The organism is Rhizobium sp. BR 315, from assembly GCF_050577975.1.
Taxonomy (GTDB): domain Bacteria; phylum Pseudomonadota; class Alphaproteobacteria; order Rhizobiales; family Rhizobiaceae; genus Rhizobium; species Rhizobium miluonense.
Genome location: NZ_JARWKZ010000039.1, coordinates 19345 through 42019, shown reverse-complemented (window position 1 = coordinate 42019; position 22675 = coordinate 19345). Strand labels below are relative to the sequence as shown.

Here is a 22675-nt window from a genome sequence, read left to right as displayed (position 1 = left end):
AGATGTCTCAATTGATGGCCTCCGGATCGGATCGATAGTCGCTGACGGCGAAGCCGAGCGGATTTATCAGCCGATCGGTCGAGGACATTGAAGCATTCACATAGGAGAAGGTAAGCGTTGCCACCCAATGGGTCGTATGGGTCTCGTCACCGCGGGTGATGGTACGCATATAGCGAACAGACAGTACATTGGAGTTGATCAGCGAGATGGAAACAATGTTGATCCGCGATGTGGCGCCGCGACCGTAGATATTTTGCGGGGAATCCGGATTGCCGCCGCGATAAGTCGCGGCAAAGCGGGTCTGTTCCGGCGCTGTTGAGAGCAGCGAAACCGTGCGAAAATTCTCACCCGCCTCGCTCCAGACATAACTCTCGCGAGCACGAACATAGCGGGCGGCGAAATATTTGGTCACCGCTTCGTCGTAGGTGCCAGCGGTCGACGTGAGTGCCGAAACGACGTCGACAATACCGGTGGAATTGTCGACTCTCACGACAAAAGGCTCGACCGTCTTTAGCGGTGTCAGACCTGCGATGGCGACGGTCGAAATCGCCGCAAGAATGCCGGCCCCGATGGCTAAGAACCAGGCAATCCGAGCCGAACGTTCCATCTGGATCATGCGGTCCTGATCGAAGCGCCGGGCCTTATCGAAATAATCCTTGAGACTGTCCGTCGTCACCATCACCGCTGCCCTCCGCATGAGCGATAGGAATCGCCGACATCAAAATGCGCGAAGGCGGCGGGAAGGATGTCCGGCTTTTCCTCGACATAGGCAGGTGGCTTGCCGCCGGACTGCGCCGGTGAAGCGTGAGGGGGTTGCGGCGTGGACCGACTATCGCCATCCCATTGCCACATGGCGCGATTGAGCGGCCGGCGCGAATAGCCGTCGCATTTGGGCAGGGGATAGGAAAGTGACGCGCAGCCGCCGAGCGTTGATGCCACACAAAAAAGCACGAATATTCGGATCATCCTGAACCAGCCATCTTGTTGTTTGCTTGAAGTTCCACATTAGTCGGTTCTTTAGGAACGAAAGCTGCAGCCAACGGCACGTGCACCCCGACCAGTCGCTCGCGCCATGTAGGTAGCGCCCCGGGCAAGCGTGCCTTCGTGCGCGTCGCGTGCCGCGCCATAACCGTACGTGAGCGACGCCCCGCCCGCGGCAAGTGCCGAGGCGATGCCTGGAAGCTGGTAAAAGACGTAGAGGGACGCAAGGCAAATGGCGCCGAGCGCAACGGGTCGCATGAGTACGTCGCTGTAGCTCTCGATCATTGTGAAGGTGGAATCGATACAAGTAATGAGTAGCGAGCCAACCGCCACGACCAGTACCTGCAGAATCACGAAGTTGGCGAGTTGCCCGATCCAGGCTTCGGTAAAGCGGCGCGTCGAGCGGAACATGGCGAGCGCTACGAAAATCGGGCCGATAGCGAGCACGATCGCCAGTGCGAGCCGGGCATAGAGCGAGACGATATAACCGATCGCGGCAACCACGAAACTTGCCAAGATGACCAGCATGCCACCGAAGCCGGTAACGATGTCGACTCCCCATGAGGCGCGCGACCAGATCTCATGCGCGCATTTTTGACCTTTATCCAACAGGCTGTCGAAGGTCGAGGCGCTTGGTATCGTGCCGGAGTTCAACGCCTGTGAGATTTCCTTGGGCAATGTGTCGAAAAAGATACCGCCGACATACGTCTGGTACTCGCCAGCATTCGTGACCAGCATCAGGATGATGGCAAGCTTCATTGCCCGAAAGGCGAAATCCATGATCGGTTCGTGGACTGATCCCCGCAGGATCAGGAAGCCATAGAGGATGACATAAAGTGTCAAGGCCGCGGTCAATGGCCCGGTGACCCAGCTGGCAATATTCGACGTACCTGACGATATGAAGTTCTCCAGCGGCGCCTTGAATTGCCCATCGACGAAGGCAAAGATCTGATACATGCCTCAGCCTCCGAGTGCTTTGCCCATGCGTTCCAGGCGGGATTTCCAATCTGCTGCCTCGGCATTCACGCAATTGGGCGTCGCTCGCAACTCGCCGGGATTGCTTTTGCATTTGGCGATGAGATCCGACAGCAGCGTCTGGTTGGCCATCAGCTCGTCGACCGAATAGGTACGCTCGGGCTGCTTCGAGCAGCCGAACAAGGAGACACCGAGTGTGAAGAGAACAAGAAACTTCATTGAAGGGCCGCTCCCATTGTATCCATGCGCTTGCGCCAATCCTCGGCCTTGCGCTGTTCATCGACCTGAACCTCGGCCTGCTGCACCATCTGCAACCCCTGCATTCTGAGCATATCGGTCTGGAGAAAAGCCGTTTCGGCCTGCAGCCGTGCCTGCAGATCGGCGATGTCCTTGGCGTCGCTCGCCGAAGAGATTTGCCGGCGTAATTGATCAATCCCTTCGATCCGCTTGGTCGCGGTATCGTAGATTTGCTGGCCGAGGCTCATCTGCCCTGCATTCTTGTTCTGAAGACGCGACAATTCCTGAGCATAAAAGTCGTTAGCGCTCGTTTTGTAGGTCGAATTGTCGGTCAAGAACTTGGAGGCGGTATCACCAAGCGTGCCTGAACCTGAGCCCTTGAGCAGGCTTTCGACCGCAGAAAAGTCCCCGGGCAAAGCCTTGCGGATCGCCGGATCGTTCAACAGGCTGGCGACGTCGGCCATATTGGTCAACTTGTTTAGCGAACCGTAGAGCTGCTGGGCCTCCTTGAGTTGCTGGTTCAGCGCATCGAGCTGCGATTTCAGTTGGGTTATGCTTTCGATCTGCTTGGCAATCGCCGTCTGGTCGATCACCGGGATACCCTGCGCGTCGGCGGCGTATGAAGAAAGGAATAGTACTATCGCTGTCATGGGAATCATTCTGCTCTGCGCCATCAGCTTGCACTCCTTGTCTGTTGGAATATCCGCAACCATTCGTCCCGGTCATCGCCAACCTTCGCCCGGATCTCCTCGGCAAGTTCCACGTTTGCCGTTCGCCCGGAGAGGATTGCGAGCTCATCGCCGAAACCGTTGAGATTGAGTTCGGCGACAACGCTGTTGTGACCCTGTTTAACGATAAAACGCCGGCTTTCGGCGGAGAGCTCGCGGGCAACCAGCTCGAATTCGCGTTCGGTGAGCTTGAAGCCACCGACATAGTCGTCTCGATCACCGCGGGAATTCGGCAGGAAAACCTGTGTTGGGCACTGCTCGATGATTGTATGCGCGATCGATGAGTTGATGGCGTCTCGCGGGCTTTGCGTGGCAAACAGCATTAAGCCGTTCTGCTTGCGAATGGTCTTGAGCTTGTTCTGGGCGAGATCAAGAAAACTCTCGTCTTGCAACGCCTTCCAAAACTCGTCGATAACGATGATGATCCGTCGGCCATCGATCAACTGTTCGACACGATAGAAAAGATAAGCCATCAAGGGATTACGGATTTCCTCATTGTCGAGGAAATCGGTCATGTCGTAGCCGAGAAATTTGGCGCCGATGCCGATCTCATCGGCCTCATTGTCGAAGACCCAACCAAGCGGCCCGCCTCTTTCCCACCGACGCAGGCGCGCGGCGATCCCTTCCGGATCGGTATTGTTGAGAAAAGTGCGCAAAGCGCCGATCGTGCGCTGATTTTTCGGTAGATCGGCAAGACCATCGATCGCCAGCGCGATATCGCTGACATCGCTCACCGAAAAATCACGCGCCGCCGCCCCGACTAGCTTGGCGATAAATCGTGCCAGGAATATCTTGTTCTCCGGCGTCAGCTCTAAGGCTTTCAGCGGTGCACATCCGGTCGGCAACCCGTTCTTCAGCGGCAAATAGGTACCGCCGGCAGCCCGGACGAAGAGGTCGGCGCCACGATCCTTGTCGAAGAAGACCATGTGCGGGTCATGCTTTTCGAGTTGCGATAGCATGAAATTGAGAAGTACGGTCTTACCAGCACCCGACGGACCGCAGACGAAGGTGTTGCCGAGATCGCCATAGTGGAAATTGAAATAGAACGGCGAGCCCGACGCCGTCTTCAGCATGGCGACGGCCGGCCCCCATTCGTTGCCGCCCTTCCTACCCATAGGATAGGAATGAAACGGAGAAAGCGCTGCAAAATTCCGCGAAGTGACCGCACCGGAGCGGGCCCGGTACCGAAAATTACCGGGCAATTGTGCCCACCATGCAGCCTCGAGCCCCAGATCCTCACGCGCCACGACAGCGCCACCATTGGTCAGATGCAAGCGCGCCTTGGCGAGATTATCAGCAAGGTCTTTGACAGATGAAGCGAATACCCCGAGGGTCAGATGGTGCTCGCCGAGCACGAAACGGTTCGATTCCAGCTCGTCCATTGCCGCATCAAGCTCTTCAATCTGGGAGGCCGCCTTGTCGACCGCACTCACCATTTGGTTCTGCTTGCGGCCCATGATGGTGCGGGCATCGGTTTTAGACCTAAACGCGAAAGACTGAGTGAGGATCAGTTCGAAAGGTGCCGTCAGAATGCCGTCCAGCATACCGCCGCGGGTTCTCGCAGGATATTCCTTGAAGCCGAACATGCCTGCATAACGGCTTGTCCCTTCATCGCGGATCTCGACTGTCTCGCGCCCGAAGATCACACGATCGGAATAGATCGCCGAGGAGATCCTGCCTTCCGTCAATGGTATGGGTTCTCGGCGGCCGCCGATCAACTGATGCAGCACCTCGCTCGGTTCGGAAAACAGGATGCCGTTCTGATCGTAGAGCGTCAGCACGCGTGGCGCGAAGCGTCGCAGTCCGGCAGTGACATCGGTTACCTTGTCCCGCAGATGCTTCAGGCCGTCCTCATCGAGCTCAACTGCGGCTCGTCGGACCTTGCGAAGCCGTGACAGCAGATTTGCAAGCCGTTCGGCCGGATCGCGTCCCGGATGCCAGAGCAAGGTGAGATAGAGATCGTTGCGAAAGAGGTCTTCGCTCACCATCCGCTCCCGATACTTGCCATTCAACGTTGCCGAGAAGGAATTGGTGAACTCGCCGTCGGGATAAGTGTTGTCGCGCCGCCGGATGAGGTGGGCCCAGATTGCCAGACGCTCGTCGGCAATGTTGCGGTAGAGTGTGTTGAGATCGCGCTGCAGGCTGTTCAAATCGATAGCATCGATTGTCTCGAACGATACGCCCTCCAAAGAGATCATCGCTAGCAATGCTCTGGAATCGAGTGTGATCACGGTCTCGTCCACGTGCCGGACATAGGGGATGAAGGTTTCCGGCTCGAGTTCACGGAATTTGAGACGGGACACATTAGGCATGGCCAAGGTCCCTTTCGTCATAGTGTCGCACTAACCTCAACGGCGTCAGCGAAGCACCACTCCAATAGGAGCCGTTGCGCGAACGACCGCGGGTTTCGATCCAGGCCAGCAGAATACGGAACATGTTGTGGTCATGCTTGACGAGCGAGCGAAAAATGAAATGAAAGACCACACCGACAAGCCCATAGGCAATCGAGCCGGCAACAATGTAGAGGATCGTCGTCAGTATAATGTTGACGCCCATGGCCTCCATCGTCACCCCGGCGATCATCGCTGGCCGGGTGCAGGCCAAGAACAGGGTATCTTCCTCAAGCGAGACCTTCTCCAGCATCATCTTCAGCCCCCGGAAATCGTGCTGACGATTTGCGAAGCGCCGAAGAGAATGCCGATACCAAGCACGACATAGGCGGCCTTGCGAAGGTCGAGGTAGCCGAACATCCAGGCAATGCCGACGATGATGACGGCGATGGTCGCCAGGAGCTTGGCGACGTTGCCCGTGAGCAAGGTAACGATATTCTGCAGGACCGTCTCGATACCGCCGCCGCTCTGGGCAAAGGCTGGCTCGATCATGGCGATCGAAAGGACAGTTGCCATCGCAACGGTGACACCAAATGCACGAACATTGATCCTCGACATCATTCAGACTGCTCCAGTTGATCATTTTGGAAGACCAGCGCAGATGATTGCCGCGCTGCACGGAAGACATCCCAGGACGGTGGTTTCGCCGACCGTTCGGGCAAAGGCCCTTCCTCACCGTTCAAGGACGGATCACTGGTCTGGGGTTCGGGAACTGTTGGCCGCCCGACACTCTGCCCTATCGCTATGGCGGACAGCGTCTTCGAAAGCCGTTTGGCCTCGCTTTGGACCTGATAGTCATACTGGGCCATCTTTCCGACCGAAGGATCGGAGCGCCCGTAGTAGGATTGCAGCATCACGCGCTCAGCCTGCTGCGGTGCGGCGCCGGCGCGCACGGCCAGACGATAATAACCATCGAGCACTGTCGCCGTTGCCTTGAGATTAAGGCATGGATTGAAGGCGTCCGCGATGCTGAGATCAAACTTGCGCAATTCGGCGATGCCAATACCGCCAAGCCCTAGCTGGACATCCTGATGCTCCGCCATCAGCGCCGTTGCGGTTTCGATCGCCTCGGCCTTGCTCTTCGAGAGTTCATGAAGAGATGAACTTCTACCCACACGAATATCAAAAGGCTGAAACTGGCTTTCGAGACTGACAACCGCCGCAAGCGTTTCGATCGCAATCGCCGGCGCACAGGTCTGGGCAAGATCGGTAAAGGAGACCTCCATGGTCAGTACCACACCCGCTGGCTTCCAACACCGTCGATGGTTACATCGACATAATGGGGTTGGGATCGCACGTTCGGCCGTGCCGTCGGATAGCCCATGCATTGTACGTACCGGCCATCCCGCTGCCAGCGCGCCGACATCATCAGCCCATCGTCTCTAGCGCTGCCATCACGGCCGGAGGCGCAATAGCCGCCGTCAACCTTGGAAAGGGTTTGCGAAACGCAGGTCTCCTGTTGGCCGCGCTCGCCATAGCGCGTCGTCAGGCGATAGTTGTCACTGCAGAAATAGGGCTCGTAGCCAGGACGCGATGCCCGGAAGCCGACACCGCTGCAGTTGGGAAAGGAATGCCCCTTGGCAAGCTCCTGCCAGAGCTTGCTGATCGGCGGACGGCAGGCGGCATATTGTGTAGGTCCACCCGGATTGGAAAGACACAGGATAACCTGACATCCCCAATCATCGGCGCGCGCATGCCGCTCGAAAATGAGGTATAAAGGGATGCAGCCGGCAAGGGCGAAGACTGTTCCAACCAGAAGGCGTTTCATCAGCATGATCCTTCGATGTGGCGATATCAAACAATCCGTCCAGCGACGATCTGGCGCCGTTCGTAATTTATACTGACTTATATAACGCAGTTAAAAAGATGACAAGTACCCTAACCACGCAGTGGCACAGTCTTTCGTTTGCAGCCTTCATCCTGCATGAGATCATGGATAATCCGCAGGAGGACGAGACACCGCAATCCCGGCTGAAACAGGTTGGCATGATGAGTGTTCTTTATATCATGAACCAGGCTCATCAGGCGTTAACTATCTCAAATATAGTCGAAATCACGAAGCTCACACGCATGGGCGTGACGGAGACAATCGAGCCACTGGTGAAACGTGGGATCCTGACGGAGACGTTCGTGAAGAATTCCATGGGGCGCGGTAAAGCCCGTCAATTTGAGATCGCGCCAGAGATTTTCGAGAAGTTACGGAGCTTTCAAGCGCGGTGATTGATCGACTCAGTGGCCGAATCAAACTGCATTAAAATAATCAATAAAAATCCAGATACAAACAAAGCGACTATACTGATGTGCTTGACCCACTCTTTCGCAAGCCCCGTGGCTTGAACAGATAGCCAGCTGCATGGACGGTGCGAATGGCAGCATCACATTCGGGTAACTCGCCCAGCGCCTTGCGCAAGCGGCCAATGTGAACATCCACCGTTCGCGGCGTGACTTCGGCGGAAGGCGGCCAAGCCGAAGCAATCAGTTCGGAACGGCTGCAGAGCTGTCCCTCCCTTTTCATCAGATGACGTAGAATATTGAACTCGATTGGCGGCAGCGCAAAGTCGCGACCGTTGCAATGTATTCGGCGACTGTCGACATCGACTTCCAGGTCGTCAAAACCCAGCGACGCAACCATTTTCGAGTTGGCCGTTTCCATGGCCTGTCCCGTCGCCTGCCTGAGAGATGTCAGCAACTTCTCCGGTGAAAGCGGCCTGAATAGGCAGTCATCAACACCGGCTTGCAGCAAGGCCAGATGGAGCGGCTGCGCTTCACTTCGTAAGAGCGCAATCAGGCGGACCTCGTTGTCATGTGTGGTGGATCGCCTGATTTCGCCACATACGGAAACGGCATCTTGGGTTTCGTGGGTGCAATCGAAAAGGACTGCGCACGGCAAACGCTTCGCGCAGGAAGCCAGAACATCGTTGGCGCTGCAAGCCAAAGAGGGGATAAAGCCTTCCGTCTTCAGAATATAGCTAAACGGCAGGAACAGCTCTGCATCGGAAGTCCAGATAATGACTTCGTTGTAGGCCGCCACTTCGAGCTTCACCGTCGCATCGGAGCGCTTGAACTTGGACGTGCCGGACCGTGTGACGGCTCTAGGCTGGCGCATATTCGCCCCCGTTGATATCGAGGATAGCACCATTAACGAAGCCCGCTTCCTCCGTCGCCAGAAAGGCAATGGCAGCGGCGATATCCTCCGGCGTTCCCAATCTGGCGGAGGGAATGCGTGCAACCGCGTCCCGATTGGCTGGCGTATTGGGATCGCCAGTCAACGGCGTCAAGATCCTGCCCGGCGCCACGAGATTAACGGTTATGCCGAAAGGACCGCACGATCCGACAAGCGCGCGCATAAGACCGGCCAGTGCTGCCTTGCTGGCGGCGTAAGCGCCACCGGCGATGCGAGGGCGTGTGCGCCCAGCGAGCGATCCAATCAAAATGATGCGTCCGAATCCCGCCTGTCGCATTCCCCTGACGACCGCCTGACAACATAACATGGTGCCGGTCAGATTCACGGCCAGCACTTCGTTCCATTCCTCCAGTCCAATGTCCTCGAACCGCCGAGGACCAGCTAGTCCTTTGGGCGATATCCCGGCGTTGCAGACGAGAATTTCGGCATCTCCCCAGATGGATGAGAGCTCTTCGAAGAAATTAGCAACAGCCACAGGATCCGATAGATCGACAACTCGGCCCAAGACCCGTCCAGATCCGAACTCCGCGGACAGCACGGCGGTTGCGTCAGTCACAGTTTTAGCGCTGTGACTGAAGACGGCGACGCAATGCCCCGCCGCCAATAACTTTCGCGCCGTCGCCAATCCGATACCGCTCGTCCCTCCTGTCACGACGGCGATGCGAGACGGCTCTGGCATCATGCCGCCTCATCCAAGCCGGCAAACAAGGACAAAGCGGGATGAGCCTCAGGGTCTGTGATGACCTCGATAAACAGCGGCCCCTTGCCTGTCAGTCCACCCTGTAGATGAGCCGTGAGCTCGGCTGGATCCTCAACGCGCACTGCCGGGCATCCGCAGGCTTGAGCGATCTGCATATGATCGACAGGCGCAAAATGGCACGCCGATGTGAAGCGTCCGAACTTTACTGTCTCGGCATCCCGCTGGAAACCGAGGATACCGTTGTTGAGAAGGATGATGGTGATGGGAAGATCGGAGCGAACCATAGTTTCCATCTCGGCCCAGCTATGGGCGAACCCGCCGTCGCCAATGATGGCGACCACCGGATGCTCGGGTCTAGCTGCCTTTGCGCCAAGAGCCAGAGGCAGGCCCCACCCGAGCCCCGCGAGACCGCGCGGCGTCAGGAACCGCATTCCTGAAGCAAGCGATCGCAATTGGCCGACGACCCACATCGATGAATAGCTGGCATCCGCAACAATGGTCGTCTGCGGTGTCAATGACGCCTGCAGTTCTGCCATGATGCGTTCCGGGCGGATCGGCGACGCAGTAGCATGCATGAGCTGATGCCGATCCTCATCGAACTGCCGCCAGCACTCGGCTATGCGGTCGATAACAGCCGTCCGCTGGTCCCGACGTTGGGATAGATCTTGCGCGTTGAGGGCATGAACAAGTTCTCTGAGTGTCTCACGCGCATCCCCAACCAGGCGCAGCGCTTGATGGTTGCGGCCGATTTCCTGAGGATCGACATCGATGTGGATCACCTGAGCACCAGCAGGAATTTGCCGCCAACTATCCGTTCCATTCTGATTGGTTCGCGTTCCAACCAGAATAACAAGGTCCGCGTCACCGACTAGGGCTGCCGTATGGCGCCCGAGTGACCGCGGCCCCACGAGCGATCCTAAGACGCCGGCCGAAAGCGGATGATATTCATTAACTGCACCCTTGCCCATGTTGGTGGTCAAAATTGGGAGTACAGCCAGATCCTGCAACATTGCCAGTTCATGGCAGGCATCGCTGCCGAGAACACCGCCACCCGCGACTACCACGGGATTGTGGGCATTCGCGATCAACTCCGCTGCCCTTTGCAAAGTCGCGCGATCAGGGGACGACCGGTCAAGCGGCCAATGGCCAAGATTGAGAGATCGTGATGGCGTTTTGACACCAAGCTCCGAACGCAGCAGATCGGCAGGCAACAGCAACGCAACTGGCCCGGGTCGACCGGAGGCAGCAGCAGTAAAGGCGGCATCAACATAGTCCTCGATTCGCTCCGGCACCATGACCCTGCGCACCCATTTCGTGCAGGATTGAAAGAGCGCGATATGGTCGAGCTCCTGGAACGCGTTCCGATCCATCTGATCGCGCTCCACTTCCTGCACAAGTGCTACGATCGGAACGCTCGCCTTCAGCGCTTCGGCCATTGGGGGCACCAGCAGCGTGGCAGCCGGACCATTCTGGGCAGCCACCACGCCGATCTTTCCGGATCGTCGAGCATAGCCATCGGCCATGGCGCCGCCCATATTCTCCTGCCGGTAAGCGACCTGGCGAATGCCTGCCGCTTCAGCAGCCAGGATGAGCGCTGATGGTAGGCTCTGGGCAAATATATGGGTGACGTCATGGCGCACCAGCGAGCGAGCCAGGCATTCGGCGACAGTTTCCAAGGACTTCGTGGTCATGCGGTTGCTCCAGCAAAATCGGCTTCGTAGGTTTCGAGGAAATCGCCGAAGACTTCGACGATCAAATCAAGATCGGTATTCGTCATTGCCGTGGAGAGACAGGCGGCGGCCCCAAAGGGCAGGAGGATATCGAGCTGACGGAAATGGCTTGTCAGATTGGTCATCCAACTGTTCTGTTCCGGTGTCGGGAAGGCCTGCCGATAGTCACGGGGCACCTGCCGCTTGGGATGGATGCGAAAAAGCGAAGCCGAACCGGTGACGACAAATGGTGCGTCATGACGCACGATCGCGGCAGAAAGGCCGTCGCGCACACGCGCACCCATTTCATCAAGACGCTCGAAGCTTGCCGAGGTCAGCGCCTCCATGGCCACCCTTCCTGCGACCATTGAAACAGGATTGGCCGAAAAGGTGCCGCCCTGTGGCAGCGCTGGCCTTGCGCCCGAGCTTGCGAACACCGCCATCACCTCCTTGCGACCACCAACCGCGCCGACAGGAAAGCCGCCGCCGATAATCTTTCCGGCAGCTATGAGATCCGGCACAAGCCCGAAGCGCGCCGATGCACCACGATATCCCTGACGCAGATTCAGCACTTCGTCGGCTACGACGAGAACGCCATGTTGCCGGGCAAGATTGGAGACGGCTTCGATGAAGGCTGGCTCAGGGGCGAGCAAACCTGCCCTGCTCGGCATGGGATCAATCAGGATGCAGGCAAGGTCGCCACCCGACACGGTCAACCTCCGTTCCAGGCCGTCGACGTCATTGAAACGGATCACATCGACCTCTTCGGCAACACTTTCCGGCGCGCCGGCGTAAGAGGTCGTGGATGCAGGAGCGTCCGCTGGTCCCCAGTACGCCGGCGACGCGCCTTGGCTTACCTCGGCCCAATCATAGGCACCGTGATAGGCTCCTTCGACGCGGGCAATGCGCGACCGCCCGGTAAAGGCGCGGGCTGCCTTGATAGCAAACATGACGGCCTCGGTGCCGCTATTGACGAAGCGAATATGCTCGATCGCGGGAATGCGCTGCACGAGCAATTCCGCCAATCCCAGCTCGTGCTCCGTTGGATTGGAAAAGCAGGTTCCTTTCTGCAGGAGATCTGCAATTGCGTCGGCGACGGGCAGGTAACCGTGACCATGGATCAGCGTTGTGAAATTGTTATTGAGGTCGAGGAGCCGATTGCCGTCGACATCAACCAGATAGGCACCCTCGCCACGGGAAATGTACGTCGGCAGAGGATCGTGCTCGACGGTGACGCGCGTGGTTCCATCGGGAAACACGATCTGCCCTCGCTCGAAGAAATATTGCGAGCGCGATCTGAGCGCCGCCGGTCGAAATGATGGAAAATCCTGATGAAGCATGCCTTGCCCTCTCCATGCAGAGATGCGCGTTCGCATCCCGTTCACATTTTTGTTGCAACAAAAAAGCATGGAGAGAAGGAAAGTGCAACATAATTATTCAGCGGCGGGAGAGATTCCTCTGGTCGCGGTCGGCGTTGATTTTTTTCATCTGGCGAAATCCATCACGAATGTCGCTCTCGATGGCGGCGCGGGCAGCGGCGGCATCCTTTTCAACAAGCGCCTCTATCGCGGCACGATGATTGCGAGCACCGTAGCGCGTCTCGGAAAATTCTGGGTAGAGGCCATTAAATGACGCACCAACCCGCAGCCACAGAGTCTCGATCACCTGCAAAAGATAGGGCATGCCGCTCAGACGGTAGATCGCAAAATGGAACTCCTTGTTATGCCAAAGGGCGTCAAAATAACGCTTTTCATCCAATGCGGCGTCAATTTTCCCCTGAAGTAGCTCAAGTTCTTCGATCGTCGCCTCGCCTGCGGCCTTGACGGACAGCGTCGCCGCAAGCCCTTCCAGGGCCAGGCGCATCTGCGTAATCTCCTCGAGATCCGACAATCTTAAGTGAGGAACGATGACGGTTTTCGGGCCGGAGTAAATGAGCGCCCCATCGATCACCAGGCGGTTAATGGCATCACGAGCGGGCGTCGTGCTGACATCCAACATTTCCGAAACCGCACGAATTGTGAGCTTATCTCCAGGGGAAAAAGCGCCCCTGATCAGTCGCTCCTTCATGTTGCGATAGGCCATTTCGCCCAATCGATTGGGTTGATGCTGATGATGTCCTTCGTCTTCCGGTGCCATTTGCACTGAAATTTCTCCAATTTCCTTTGACAAGCGTTTATTTTGTTGCAACAAAAATGAAAAGCGACATACTTGCAAACATTATGTGACATTAAAGTCATAGCACTTTCGCGAATTTCCGTCTTCCCAAAGTTCAACGCGGGAACCGGACCAGAAGCCAAGCGATCGCGGTGAACGACTTGCTACGCCGTCGCAAACGAACACGTTTCAAAACGACAACAATAAGGAGAGGGAACTTTGATTGGTGAAGCGCTTACGCTGCAAGGGCTTGAAAAGCGATATGACACATCGCTTGCTGTGGACGGCATTTCATTGGCCATCCGGGCAGGTGAGTTCCTATCGATCCTCGGGCCTTCGGGCTCCGGCAAGACGACGCTACTAACGATGATCGCCGGCTTCGAGAGCCCGAGCAACGGCCAGATAATGATCGGCCGTCGCGACGTTACCTATATGGCGCCAAACAGGCGCAACATCGGTATGGTGTTCCAGCGCTATGCCCTTTTTCCGCATCTGACGGTGGCGGCCAACATCGCTTTTCCGTTGCGCATGCGCCGAATGGACAAAGATCTCATCAGCCGCAAGGTGGAGGCGGTACTGGCGCAGGTACATCTCGACGGCTATGGCGATCGATATCCCCATCAACTCTCCGGAGGCCAGCAGCAACGCGTCGCCGTCGCTCGGGCAATCGTCTTCGAGCCGCCCGTTCTCCTGATGGACGAACCACTTGGGGCCCTCGACAAGAAACTGCGCGAGGCGCTGCAACTGGAAATCAAGAGCTTGCAGCAACGACTCGGCGCGACCGTCGTCTATGTGACGCATGACCAGGAGGAAGCACTCACCATGTCTGATCGCGTTGCAGTGGTGGCTAAAGGCCGGCTAGCCCAAGTGGGATCGCCGCTCGAGCTTTACCGTTCGCCTGTCTCAGCCTTTGTCGGAGACTTCATTGGTCGCATGAACTTTCTTGACGGTGAATATCTCGGTCAGGATAGCGGGAACTACATGGTACGGCCGAAAGGCGGCAACGTCGTTGCTACGGCGGCTGCCGAAGACGGGGAAAGCCCCTTTGCCTCTCGCCAAGCTGTCAGTATCGCGGTTCGCCCCGAAAGGTTGTCGCTAGCGCCTCATGGCCGCGACCGCGGCGCCATCCTGACGGGCACCATAGACGCATCTGTATTTGCCGGTTCGTTTTTCCTCTTCTTCGTGCGAACCCAGAACAGCGATGACCGTCTGCTCCAGATCCAGATGCCCGTCGGGCATGTGGCCGCAAGCCTTCGTCAAGGAGACCTGGTGGACGTCATCCCAGAAGCGAACGCGTTGCGGCTGTTTGCAAAAGTGGGGGTCTAATCCATGGCGTCATCCGTCGCGAGACAATCGACCGGCACTTTCCGCCGCTGGATCCTCACAGGGTCGAGCCAACATTATTCGCCATCGTTGGCCATTTTGCTGATCCTGCCGCTGCTCCTCCTCTTGGCGGGGGGCTTCGTCTATCCGGTGGTCAAGCTTATCGGCATCAGCCTTTCCGGAGAAGTTCTCCTAGCCCCTTACCAGCGTGTCTTCGACAGTCCACTTTATATCCAGGTTCTGCTGAGAACCTTCCGCATCGCGGCGATCGTGACCGTTGCCTGTTTTGCAATCGGATATCCGACCGCCTATGCGATCGCGCACATGCGGGGCAAGTTGGTAAGGCTCGGAACGGCATGCTTATTCATTCCGCTATGGACTTCGGTGCTTGTCCGCTCCTATGCCTGGATCGTGCTGCTAGGTCGCAACGGCATCATCAACGACGGGCTGATCCAGCTCGGTGTTATCTCGACACCGCTGAAAATGCTCTATACGGAGGGCGCTGTCATTCTCGCGATGACGCATGTGCTGATGCCCTTCATGATCCTGCCGATCCATTCGGCCTTGCGTTCGGTGCCGAGCGCGTATGAGCAGGCGGCACGAAATCTCGGCGCGAGCCGGCTGGTCGCCTTTTGGCGGGTGACCTTTCCACTCAGCCTATCGGGCGTTTTCGCCGGCTGTGTGATCTGCTTCATTCTCGCCATCGGGTTTTACATCACCCCCGCCCTAGTCGGTGGACCCGGCGCGCTAATGATGGCGACCTTGATCGGCCAGCAGACAATCGTTCTTCTGGATTGGCCATTTGCGGCCGCCCTGTCTGTCATCCTGCTCACCGCGACATTGCTGCTAGTGCTGCTCTTTCGCCGCGCACTTTCTTTCAGCAAAGGTTTGAACAGTGTCCATTGAATCTGAACCCTTGATGCAGCGATTGGCAACACCGTCATCCGACGCCCGGCGGTATCGCCCAGTCTGGCCACGGGTGGCACGACATGCATCCAATCTAGTGATTGCGGCGGTACTGTTCTTTCTCGTCCTTCCGACGCTGCTGGTGATACCACTGGCACTCAGCGGCGCCTCCTATATCACGTTCCCGCCGCAGGGACTGACCCTACGGTGGTTCGAGGCGTATCTGTCCGATCCCGACTGGCTGCGCTCGACCATCTTCAGCCTACAGATCGCCGCGGTAACCACTGTGGTAGCGACGACCACCGGAACGATGGCGGCGGTTGCTCTCGTACGTGGTAAACTACCGGGCAAGGCACTGCTGCAGGCCCTCTGCCTCGGGCCGATGATAGTGCCGGCAATCGTCTTCGGCGTGGCGCTCTATCTGGTCTTCTCACCTTTACAACTGACAGGGAATCTGACCGGATTCGTGCTTGCCCATTCGGTGCTGGCGGTACCTTTTGTCGTCATCATCGTTTCCGCAGCGTTGGAGAAAATGGACCCGTTGCTCGAACTGGCGGCCTTGAGCTGCGGAGCGGGGCGGCTCAGAGCCTTCTTTGCCGTGACACTTCCCAATCTCGCGCCGGCCGTCGCGACCGCCGCGGTCTTTGCTTTCCTAACCTCCTTCGACGAAGCGACCGTAGCATTCTTCATCTCTGATACCGGCGGGAAGACGATCAGCCGGAAAATGTTCGAGGACATCGATTTCAACCTGACACCTGTCATTGCCGCAGTCTCGGTCATCATTGTTGCCGTTTCGCTGCTTTTGATGGGTTCCATACATCTCCTGAACAGCCGCCGGGAGCAGCACTAGCGGCAAAAACACCCGCTGCAGGCGGGACCATAAGAGGGAAACATTGATGACAACAAGAGCAGCCATCCGGCTGAGCGGCATTGCTATGTTTTGCGCAGCCATTCTTCTGGGAGAAACGCCCGATCCAGCACTTGCCAGCGAGCAGGTCGTGATCGCCACGACCGGCGGCGCCTATGATGCGGCGCTACGCAAATGGTGGTTCGAGCCGTTCACCGCCAAGACCGGTATCCAGGTCGTTTCTGTAGCAGCAACCAACGCGGAGATGCGCGCTAAGGCGACCGCGATGGTGAAAACCGGCAATGTCAGCTGGGATCTCTACCCCGATGGAGAAATCCAGGTGAGTTCAAAAGATCATCTCGCGATTTCCGAACCGCTTGACAGTTTTTGCACACGGTTTAGGGACCGTCAGGATCTCGTTCCCGATGCCTGCATCCCGGCCGGCGTGCGGCTCTTTTCGACAGCCACATTGATGGCCTACGATCCGCAAGCCTTCAAAGGCAACCAGCCCGTGACCTGGGCGGATATGTGGGATACTTCAAAGTTTCCGGGCGGACGCTCGTTTCCGAATTTCGACGATCCGTGGCGCGTCATGGCGGCTGCCCTTTTGGCAGATGGTGTCAAACGCGAAAACCTGTTTCCGCTCGACGTCGATCGCGCTCTTAAGAAACTTGACGCATTGCGGCCGGCCATCTCGCTTTGGTGGAAAACCGGGGATCAGAGCGTCCAGGGGTTCCGTGAGAACGATTACAGCATTGGGCAGATCTGGCTAACGAGGGCAAGCGCGCTTAAGGCAGAAGGACGCTCGATCGCCTGGTCGAACAAGGCAGCATTTCTGGTGGGTGATCGCCTCACGGTTATCAGGGGAGCGCCCAATCGAGACAATGCTCTGAAGCTCATCGCCTTCTGGTTGGATTCCCCGGACATCCAGGCCAAGGTTTGCGATGCATTATTGTGCACGCCGCCTAGCAGTGCGGCGATTATGGTGATGCCGCAAGCAGTTCGCGACCAGATGCCGAGCGCCGAAGACGTGCGCGACAGCATAGTCATTCCCGATGCCAAATGGATCAACGAGCATGCCGCTGAGTTGCTGGAGCGGTGGAACAACTGGGTTCGCTAAAGCAGGATGACGATGTGAAAACATTGTAGGTGATCATACGGTGCCGCGACGTTAGGAAGATGAGTGTTCAACGATGGCTCATTGAATGAACGATCGGCAATTGACGCCGACGCACCCCAATACACCTCCGCAGGAGGTCCGCCTGCGAGCAGAAATGCTCGAAGCTGGGCGGGCCTCTCTTGCCCAATGAGGCCTCGGAAGGGGGCAGGAATTGCCCTTTTTTCGCGCGCCGCTATCTTCTCGTTTGGGATTTGCGTTTATCCAAAAGGGCGTGGCTTACGATCGGGACAGCGTCGGAACAAGACGAATAAAGATATTGAAGATTGGAATTTCGCTGATATTTCCCTCGACCGCAGTGACGGCGCCTGCGGTGCTGCTGTTGAAATCCCACGACTAAATGCCTCGGCCCGTTGAGCGTCGAGACAATCCATCGGTGGATGCCGAAAGACTCCGGCGAACGGACATTTCGCAAAGACATTGGCGCCTGCAGTCTCAGGGGAAAATGTCCGAAAGCTGATTGGTCTTTATCGGCGGCATGTAAAGAGACGAACCACCGCCCTAATGCTCTGAAGTCAACCTTGACTTCTCAATTGCAGCATGAGAACATAAAGAGAACATTCAGAGCTTACCGTGACCTACGCAGAGCAAGTTATCGGCTAGGGACCCTCGAAATTCGAATTCAATTGAAGGGCTGAAAGATCTCTTCTGCTACGCCATCCGGCCGGGATAGATTCGATATCGGACTCGCATTGTAACCGGATCGTACCTAGAACTGGAATCATCAAATAAGGTCCCGCTCTCCATGAAGTTCAGCCTCGATCATCTGCCGGAACGCAAACGACGCGAATTGTCGCGAATTGTCGAGATCGTGCATGAGGAATTCGAGGATGCGCTGAAAGAAGGCACGGCCGATTTCAAGAAGAAAGGCCGTATCCTCAAGATTATTCTCTTCGGCTCCTATGCTCGTGGCAATTGGGTGGATGAAGAGCATACCGGCAAGGGCTACAAGTCCGACTACGATCTGCTGGTAATCGTCAACAATCGCAAGCTTACCGACTTCGGTTCATACTGGCGCAAGGCGGCCGACCGTTTCCCCCGTGTGGTCAAGCCGCCAGTCAGCCTCAACGTGCATTCGCTCCGCGAGGTCAACACGGCACTGAAGCTGGGCAGCGATTTCTTTGGCGAAATCCGGTGCGACGGCATCGTTCTTTACGAACTCGATGATGAGGAACTCGCCGAGCCAAGGCCCCTCACACCCGCCGATGCTCTCCGTGCCGCACAAGGACATTTTGATGAACGATATTCTTTTGCAACGGCATTGATGGATGGCATCGATCTCTTTCTAGAGAAAGGGCGCTTTAAACATGCTGCTTTTCTTCTTCATCAAGCGATTGAACATAGCTACTCAGCTATGCTGTTGACATTGACGAACTACAGCCCTGCCTCGCACAACCTCAACCACCTGAAGACCCTTGCTGAAGGCCGCGACCAGCGGCTTGCAGAGATTTGGCCACAAGATCGGCAACGCTATACTGCCTGGTTCAACATCATCAACCAAGCCTACGTGAAAGCCCGCTATTCCGAGCATTTCAAGATCACCGAAGAAGCGCTCGTCTGGCTTGGCGAACGTACGGACGCGCTGCAGCAACTGGTAAAAGCGATTTGTGAGGAGCATATCGAAAAGCTGCGGAAAAAGCTCTGAGCGCTGCTCGCAACGCTGATCAACCTTCTTTACCGCAGCCGACCGTGTCGCCGTCTTTCTCAAGGCAGTCGGCACTGGATCACCATCCCATGCCGCTCCGCTATGTTCGGAAACTTCCTCTATCCGCAATCTCGTCGCTTAGCGTCCAGCTGATACCCGAGCGGCGGGGCGTTACCGAGAGGTACGAAGAGGTATCGGTTCTGCCCGACCATTTGTGGCCACAGGAAACCTAATGCAGTTTTCCATCTGCGTTTACCGAGTCCGCGCCACTCGAAAGGCCCGTCGCCGGCGTTTCGCCGGCACGCAGCAGGCAAAAAACCTCGAACCAGAAATGGGCGTCGCTAGCACGTCCATCCACCTTCGCTCCTAAGGCGCACCAAGCCACAGCAAGCGTGGCATCGGGACCATAGGCCGCCTTTGCGGCCAAGGCCGCAACTGCCGGATCCCTGCCATACCAAATGGAGATGTCATCATCCGAGGACGGCGCCTCGCGAGATTTTGATGTATCCGTAGAAGCCATAGGAAGCTCTCCCGTGAATGTCCGGCACGGGACGAAAGTTGGCCGGACTTTATTCTCACAAGTGAGTCACGACCGCGGATGCCGCATATGTCGTGTGATCCCTGGCCACTTCCTATTTCATCTCGAGATCCACCAAGCTCGTATCCTGGCTGGGCCGTCTGAACTCGGTCGCAAAGAGCCCTCTTTTTTTGATGCAACAAAATTATGATCAACTACCTATCGAATTCCCTCTTTACGTGCAATATGAATTTATGAAAGATAAATGGAAGCAATCTTCGGCGGAAAGAGACAAACTCGCGACTGATATCAGATATTTTTGTTGCGTCAAAATAATCCGAGATGGCGAGGAATCTCGAACCCTCTCATCTTCCGCGTGCTACCGCCCAGTGATCGAAAGGTTATCATCAATGAAGCCACTCATCCTCATTTGCTCCACGGATTACGAATTCTACCTTCTGCTCGCACAGATCCTCAATATGGGAGGCCTTGAATCTTTGCTGGTGGAAGGAGCAGAGGAAGCCCTGGCTAGCGTGAAATCTGATGATTTGATGGCCGTGATAATAGACTATCATAGCGACACCTTCCGTATCGGCGATCTTGTCAGTCAGATCAAGGAAACACTGGCCGATAAAGCGCTGCCGATCGCGGTCTTCGTGGGAGCAGGCAATCAGCAACTTTATCTCGAAGTGCTCAAAACCGGCGTGAGCGAAATTTTTATGCGCCCGTTCAACCCAGAGCGTTTTCTATCTTATCTGTCAGACTTGTCGCCACACGACAACCCAAGATCTTGGACAGAAAGAGCCTGCGGCAGTTCGCTTATGTATGCGGAAATCACGATGCAACTCGATAGCATGCGCGTCGAGTGCAACGGCATGGAAGTCCAACTCAGTCCGATCGAATTTCGCCTTCTTCAGCATTTTCTACAAAAACCAGGCTACGTCTTCAGCCGCGACGCTCTCATCGAGGCTGCATGGCCGCAAGGCACGTTTGTGGAGCCCCGCACCGTCGACGTTCATGTCGGGCGCCTTCGGCGGGCAATGAGACGCGTATTAGGTCGCGATATTATCCGCACGGTGCGGGCTACTGGTTATGCGCTCGATGAGCGTCAGGCGGATCGGGCTTCGTAAGTATTGAGATCACGGAGAACTCCGTTGAGCATCAATATGACATTCCGCCTGCTGTGTTTACCAAGCCTTTCGCGTTCGAAACATTGGCGTCACGGAACCTTCAAACAATATTACCGAAACGATCGTTGTTCGGACAACCATTCCACGGCAATAAAATAGCATCGCATCGCCAATGAGATGCGATGTGCTGCAGCAGATGTCCATTTTCTGCTGTGTCACCGTTCCGCTACCAACAATTTGGATATTCCCATGAGCGATGATCATCATTCGCCCACCGCTACGGCTGTGTCGCGATCCTACCGCAATACACTCAGCGTGATCGTTTCCGCCGATCAACACCTTGCTGCGGCCGAGCAGGAGGGAGTCATGGCGCTTTACGTGGACCCGGATAAGGATCGCTCCGTCATGTTGCCCACGGCGCCTCAGAAGAGACAAGTGACTGACTTCGTTCGCTGCTCTTATCTCGGCCTCGACAATCATCCGCACATCATCGAGGGCGCCATAGAGGCGATGCAGCGGTACAATGCATTCCATTGGTCCTGCGCAAGAACGAGGCTTAATTTCAGCCTATTAGGCGAACTGGAAGAAGCGCTCTCCGACTTGTTTGCAGCACGGGTTATAACCTACACGACCGTCCTCGCTGCCAATATGGGAGTCCTACCACTCCTCGCCTCCGGATACCTCACTGAGAACAAACGACCGGCGGTCGTTTTCGACAGGTTGGCGCATGCGACACTTGCGTTTCACAAGCCGGTGGTCGCCAATGAAACGCCGATCGAAACGATTGCTCATAATGATCTGAACGCACTCGAGGATATTTGCCGGCGCAACGATCCTGTAGCCTATGTGTGCGATGGCGTCTATTCTATGGGCGGGAGCGCACCAATCGCGGACCTCCTCGCACTCCAAGATCGGTACGGTCTGTTTCTCTATATCGACGATGCCCATGGAATTTCCTTGTTCGGGAAATCTGGGGAAGGCTTTGTACGATCCCAAGTCGGCGCAGCCCTTGGCGAGCGTACAATCATTGCCGCATCGCTCGGCAAAGGCTTTGGAGCATCGGGCGGCCTGCTGATGCTCGGCACTCCTCGGCAGGAAGAATTGTTCCGGCGCTTCTCTATCGCCTACGCCTTTTCCGCGTCGCTTAATTTAGCGGCAATCGGCGCTGCCATGGCGTCTCAGGCGCTGCACCGCACCGATGAGCTCAAGTTACGCCAGGATGCGCTTGCGGATCGGTTAGCTGTTTTCGACAGGATGGTTGCCAGCGAGCAGGCCGGCTCAAAGCTACCAATCCGCACCATAGAGTTCGGCGACGAAAGACAATCCATTCGTGCCGCGGCCCATATTCTCAACAAAGGTTTCTACACCTCGGCGATCTTCTTTCCCACAGTCGCAAAGGGCAAGGCCGGCTTGCGGGTCTGCCCTACCGCCAGGCACGGCATTCGGGAAATTGAAGGGCTGGGACGTGCAATCAACGAAACGCTCGCCGAACGAGGAACAGATCCATGATCGACCCAATCAGCATCATCCCGAATGAAGCGCCGGAATTAGCCGCAACGCCAACTTAAAGGCCGACGGGATCGATATGCTAAAATATATCGCCGAAACCTACGTCACCTTACCCAATTCCGATATATCGCTTGAGCAGATTTGCCAACACGCTGCCGAGCTATGCCCTTCAATAATCTCCAACGGGCGGGAAAAAAGGTTCAAATGCGAGAAAGAACACGCAATTATCAGCACTACGGATACTATTGCTGGGCGGGCCTGCACGCAGATTCGGTACGGTAGCCGATCTGCAGTAACCGAAGAAGCCGACAGGTTTCTGAACTTTGGCGACGGTTGCGCCATCATTCGGCCAACCAACGACGGTTTATTTGTTCGCATTTTCGCCCGAAACCTCGTCATTTTCTACGGAATTCGAACGCTTCTAGAGGGTAGTCTCTCGAAACTCGCGGCCATCTCCGATGACACAATCGAGTGGTTCCCTCCTCGACGTGGACGTCCTCGCTTGCCTTCACATAGAAGGGAGTATTAGGGATAGGCGCGGCCGAGACGATGGTGCGCCTCGC

General features: G+C 56.5%; 25 protein-coding genes. 9 read left to right on the top strand and 16 right to left on the bottom strand.

Annotated features, from left to right (window positions below; translation table 11 throughout):
- Positions 1 to 7 precede the first annotated feature (7 nt).
- The 10 genes from QD409_RS26590 to QD409_RS26545 are packed head-to-tail and all read right to left on the bottom strand — an operon-like array spanning position 8 to position 7079.
- Positions 8 to 679 (bottom strand): virB8 family protein, encoded by a 672-nt coding sequence (locus QD409_RS26590; protein ID WP_430764101.1) that lies wholly within the window; start codon positions 677 to 679, stop codon positions 8 to 10.
- Positions 679 to 966 (bottom strand): hypothetical protein, encoded by a 288-nt coding sequence (locus QD409_RS26585; protein ID WP_430764085.1) that lies wholly within the window; start codon positions 964 to 966, stop codon positions 679 to 681. Before QD409_RS26585 ends, QD409_RS26590 begins: the two co-directional genes overlap by 1 nt.
- Positions 967 to 1017: 51 nt before the next feature.
- Positions 1018 to 1938, bottom strand: a complete 921-nt coding sequence (locus QD409_RS26580) for a type IV secretion system protein (RefSeq protein ID WP_430764084.1) — start codon at positions 1936 to 1938, stop codon at positions 1018 to 1020.
- Positions 1939 to 1941: 3 nt separating this feature from the next.
- Positions 1942 to 2175 (bottom strand): EexN family lipoprotein, encoded by a 234-nt coding sequence (locus QD409_RS26575; RefSeq protein WP_112341652.1) that lies wholly within the window; start codon positions 2173 to 2175, stop codon positions 1942 to 1944.
- Complete coding sequence (gene virB5 / locus QD409_RS26570) at positions 2172 to 2867, bottom strand: P-type DNA transfer protein VirB5 (RefSeq protein ID WP_430764100.1); 696 nt, start codon at positions 2865 to 2867, stop codon at positions 2172 to 2174. The genes QD409_RS26575 and virB5 overlap by 4 nt, the downstream gene beginning before the upstream one ends.
- Positions 2867 to 5233: a VirB4 family type IV secretion/conjugal transfer ATPase gene (locus tag QD409_RS26565; RefSeq protein WP_430764083.1), complete on the bottom strand. Its 2367-nt coding sequence runs from the start codon at positions 5231 to 5233 to the stop codon at positions 2867 to 2869. The genes virB5 and QD409_RS26565 overlap by 1 nt, the downstream gene beginning before the upstream one ends.
- Positions 5226 to 5564 (bottom strand): type IV secretion system protein VirB3, encoded by a 339-nt coding sequence (locus QD409_RS26560; RefSeq protein WP_430764099.1) that lies wholly within the window; start codon positions 5562 to 5564, stop codon positions 5226 to 5228. The genes QD409_RS26565 and QD409_RS26560 overlap by 8 nt, the downstream gene beginning before the upstream one ends.
- Before the next feature lie 5 nt (positions 5565 to 5569).
- Positions 5570 to 5872 (bottom strand): TrbC/VirB2 family protein, encoded by a 303-nt coding sequence (locus tag QD409_RS26555; RefSeq protein WP_430764082.1) that lies wholly within the window; start codon positions 5870 to 5872, stop codon positions 5570 to 5572.
- Positions 5869 to 6537 carry a type IV secretion system protein VirB1 gene (locus QD409_RS26550; protein ID WP_430764098.1) on the bottom strand — a complete coding sequence of 223 codons (669 nt, stop codon included), beginning with the start codon at positions 6535 to 6537 and terminating at the stop codon, positions 5869 to 5871. The genes QD409_RS26555 and QD409_RS26550 overlap by 4 nt, the downstream gene beginning before the upstream one ends.
- Positions 6538 to 6539: 2 nt before the next feature.
- Positions 6540 to 7079: a hypothetical protein gene (locus QD409_RS26545; protein ID WP_430764081.1), complete on the bottom strand. Its 540-nt coding sequence runs from the start codon at positions 7077 to 7079 to the stop codon at positions 6540 to 6542.
- Positions 7080 to 7177: 98 nt separating this feature from the next.
- Between QD409_RS26545 and QD409_RS26540 the strand changes: the two genes are divergently transcribed.
- Positions 7178 to 7531, top strand: a complete 354-nt coding sequence (locus QD409_RS26540) for a MarR family transcriptional regulator (RefSeq protein WP_095436095.1) — start codon at positions 7178 to 7180, stop codon at positions 7529 to 7531.
- A 70-nt stretch (positions 7532 to 7601) separates the two neighbouring features.
- Here QD409_RS26540 and QD409_RS26535 read toward each other — a convergent pair whose 3' ends face one another.
- The 5 genes from QD409_RS26535 to QD409_RS26515 form a co-directional block, all read right to left on the bottom strand.
- Positions 7602 to 8417 (bottom strand): winged helix-turn-helix transcriptional regulator, encoded by an 816-nt coding sequence (locus QD409_RS26535; protein ID WP_430764080.1) that lies wholly within the window; start codon positions 8415 to 8417, stop codon positions 7602 to 7604.
- Positions 8404 to 9174 carry a 3-oxoacyl-ACP reductase FabG gene (fabG, locus tag QD409_RS26530; RefSeq protein WP_430764079.1) on the bottom strand — a complete coding sequence of 257 codons (771 nt, stop codon included), beginning with the start codon at positions 9172 to 9174 and terminating at the stop codon, positions 8404 to 8406. Before fabG ends, QD409_RS26535 begins: the two co-directional genes overlap by 14 nt.
- A complete protein-coding gene (locus QD409_RS26525) occupies positions 9174 to 10886 on the bottom strand; it encodes an acetolactate synthase catalytic subunit (RefSeq protein ID WP_430764078.1) in 1713 nt (570 codons plus the stop codon). Before QD409_RS26525 ends, fabG begins: the two co-directional genes overlap by 1 nt.
- Positions 10883 to 12244 carry an aspartate aminotransferase family protein gene (locus QD409_RS26520; protein ID WP_430764077.1) on the bottom strand — a complete coding sequence of 454 codons (1362 nt, stop codon included), beginning with the start codon at positions 12242 to 12244 and terminating at the stop codon, positions 10883 to 10885. The genes QD409_RS26525 and QD409_RS26520 overlap by 4 nt, the downstream gene beginning before the upstream one ends.
- A gap of 97 nt (positions 12245 to 12341) precedes the next feature.
- Positions 12342 to 13040 carry a GntR family transcriptional regulator gene (locus QD409_RS26515; protein ID WP_430764076.1) on the bottom strand — a complete coding sequence of 233 codons (699 nt, stop codon included), beginning with the start codon at positions 13038 to 13040 and terminating at the stop codon, positions 12342 to 12344.
- A 237-nt stretch (positions 13041 to 13277) separates the two neighbouring features.
- Here QD409_RS26515 and QD409_RS26510 point away from each other — a divergent pair, with 237 nt between their 5' ends.
- From QD409_RS26510 to QD409_RS26490, 5 genes are all read left to right on the top strand, one after another.
- A complete protein-coding gene (locus tag QD409_RS26510; protein ID WP_430764075.1) occupies positions 13278 to 14384 on the top strand; it encodes an ABC transporter ATP-binding protein in 1107 nt (368 codons plus the stop codon).
- 3 nt (positions 14385 to 14387) lie between these two features.
- Positions 14388 to 15287 (top strand): ABC transporter permease, encoded by a 900-nt coding sequence (locus QD409_RS26505; RefSeq protein ID WP_430764074.1) that lies wholly within the window; start codon positions 14388 to 14390, stop codon positions 15285 to 15287.
- Positions 15288 to 15384: 97 nt separating this feature from the next.
- Positions 15385 to 16137, top strand: a complete 753-nt coding sequence (locus tag QD409_RS26500) for an ABC transporter permease (protein ID WP_430764073.1) — start codon at positions 15385 to 15387, stop codon at positions 16135 to 16137.
- Between the two features lie 85 nt (positions 16138 to 16222).
- Positions 16223 to 17254, top strand: a complete 1032-nt coding sequence (locus QD409_RS26495) for an extracellular solute-binding protein (protein WP_430764097.1) — start codon at positions 16223 to 16225, stop codon at positions 17252 to 17254.
- A gap of 802 nt (positions 17255 to 18056) precedes the next feature.
- Positions 18057 to 18956, top strand: coding sequence for a nucleotidyltransferase and HEPN domain-containing protein (locus QD409_RS26490; protein WP_430764072.1), 900 nt, complete (start codon positions 18057 to 18059; stop codon positions 18954 to 18956).
- Between the two features lie 229 nt (positions 18957 to 19185).
- Here the strand turns inward: QD409_RS26490 and QD409_RS26485 are convergent, their stop codons facing one another.
- Positions 19186 to 19476 carry a hypothetical protein gene (locus QD409_RS26485; RefSeq protein ID WP_430764071.1) on the bottom strand — a complete coding sequence of 97 codons (291 nt, stop codon included), beginning with the start codon at positions 19474 to 19476 and terminating at the stop codon, positions 19186 to 19188.
- A gap of 407 nt (positions 19477 to 19883) precedes the next feature.
- Here QD409_RS26485 and QD409_RS26480 point away from each other — a divergent pair, with 407 nt between their 5' ends.
- From QD409_RS26480 to rctB, 3 genes are all read left to right on the top strand, one after another.
- Positions 19884 to 20603 carry a winged helix-turn-helix transcriptional regulator gene (locus QD409_RS26480; protein ID WP_430764070.1) on the top strand — a complete coding sequence of 240 codons (720 nt, stop codon included), beginning with the start codon at positions 19884 to 19886 and terminating at the stop codon, positions 20601 to 20603.
- 249 nt (positions 20604 to 20852) lie between these two features.
- Complete coding sequence (locus QD409_RS26475; protein ID WP_430764069.1) at positions 20853 to 22112, top strand: aminotransferase class I/II-fold pyridoxal phosphate-dependent enzyme; 1260 nt, start codon at positions 20853 to 20855, stop codon at positions 22110 to 22112.
- 76 nt (positions 22113 to 22188) lie between these two features.
- Complete coding sequence (rctB, locus tag QD409_RS26470; protein ID WP_430764068.1) at positions 22189 to 22641, top strand: SMa0974 family conjugal transfer regulator; 453 nt, start codon at positions 22189 to 22191, stop codon at positions 22639 to 22641.
- Positions 22642 to 22675 lie beyond the last annotated feature (34 nt).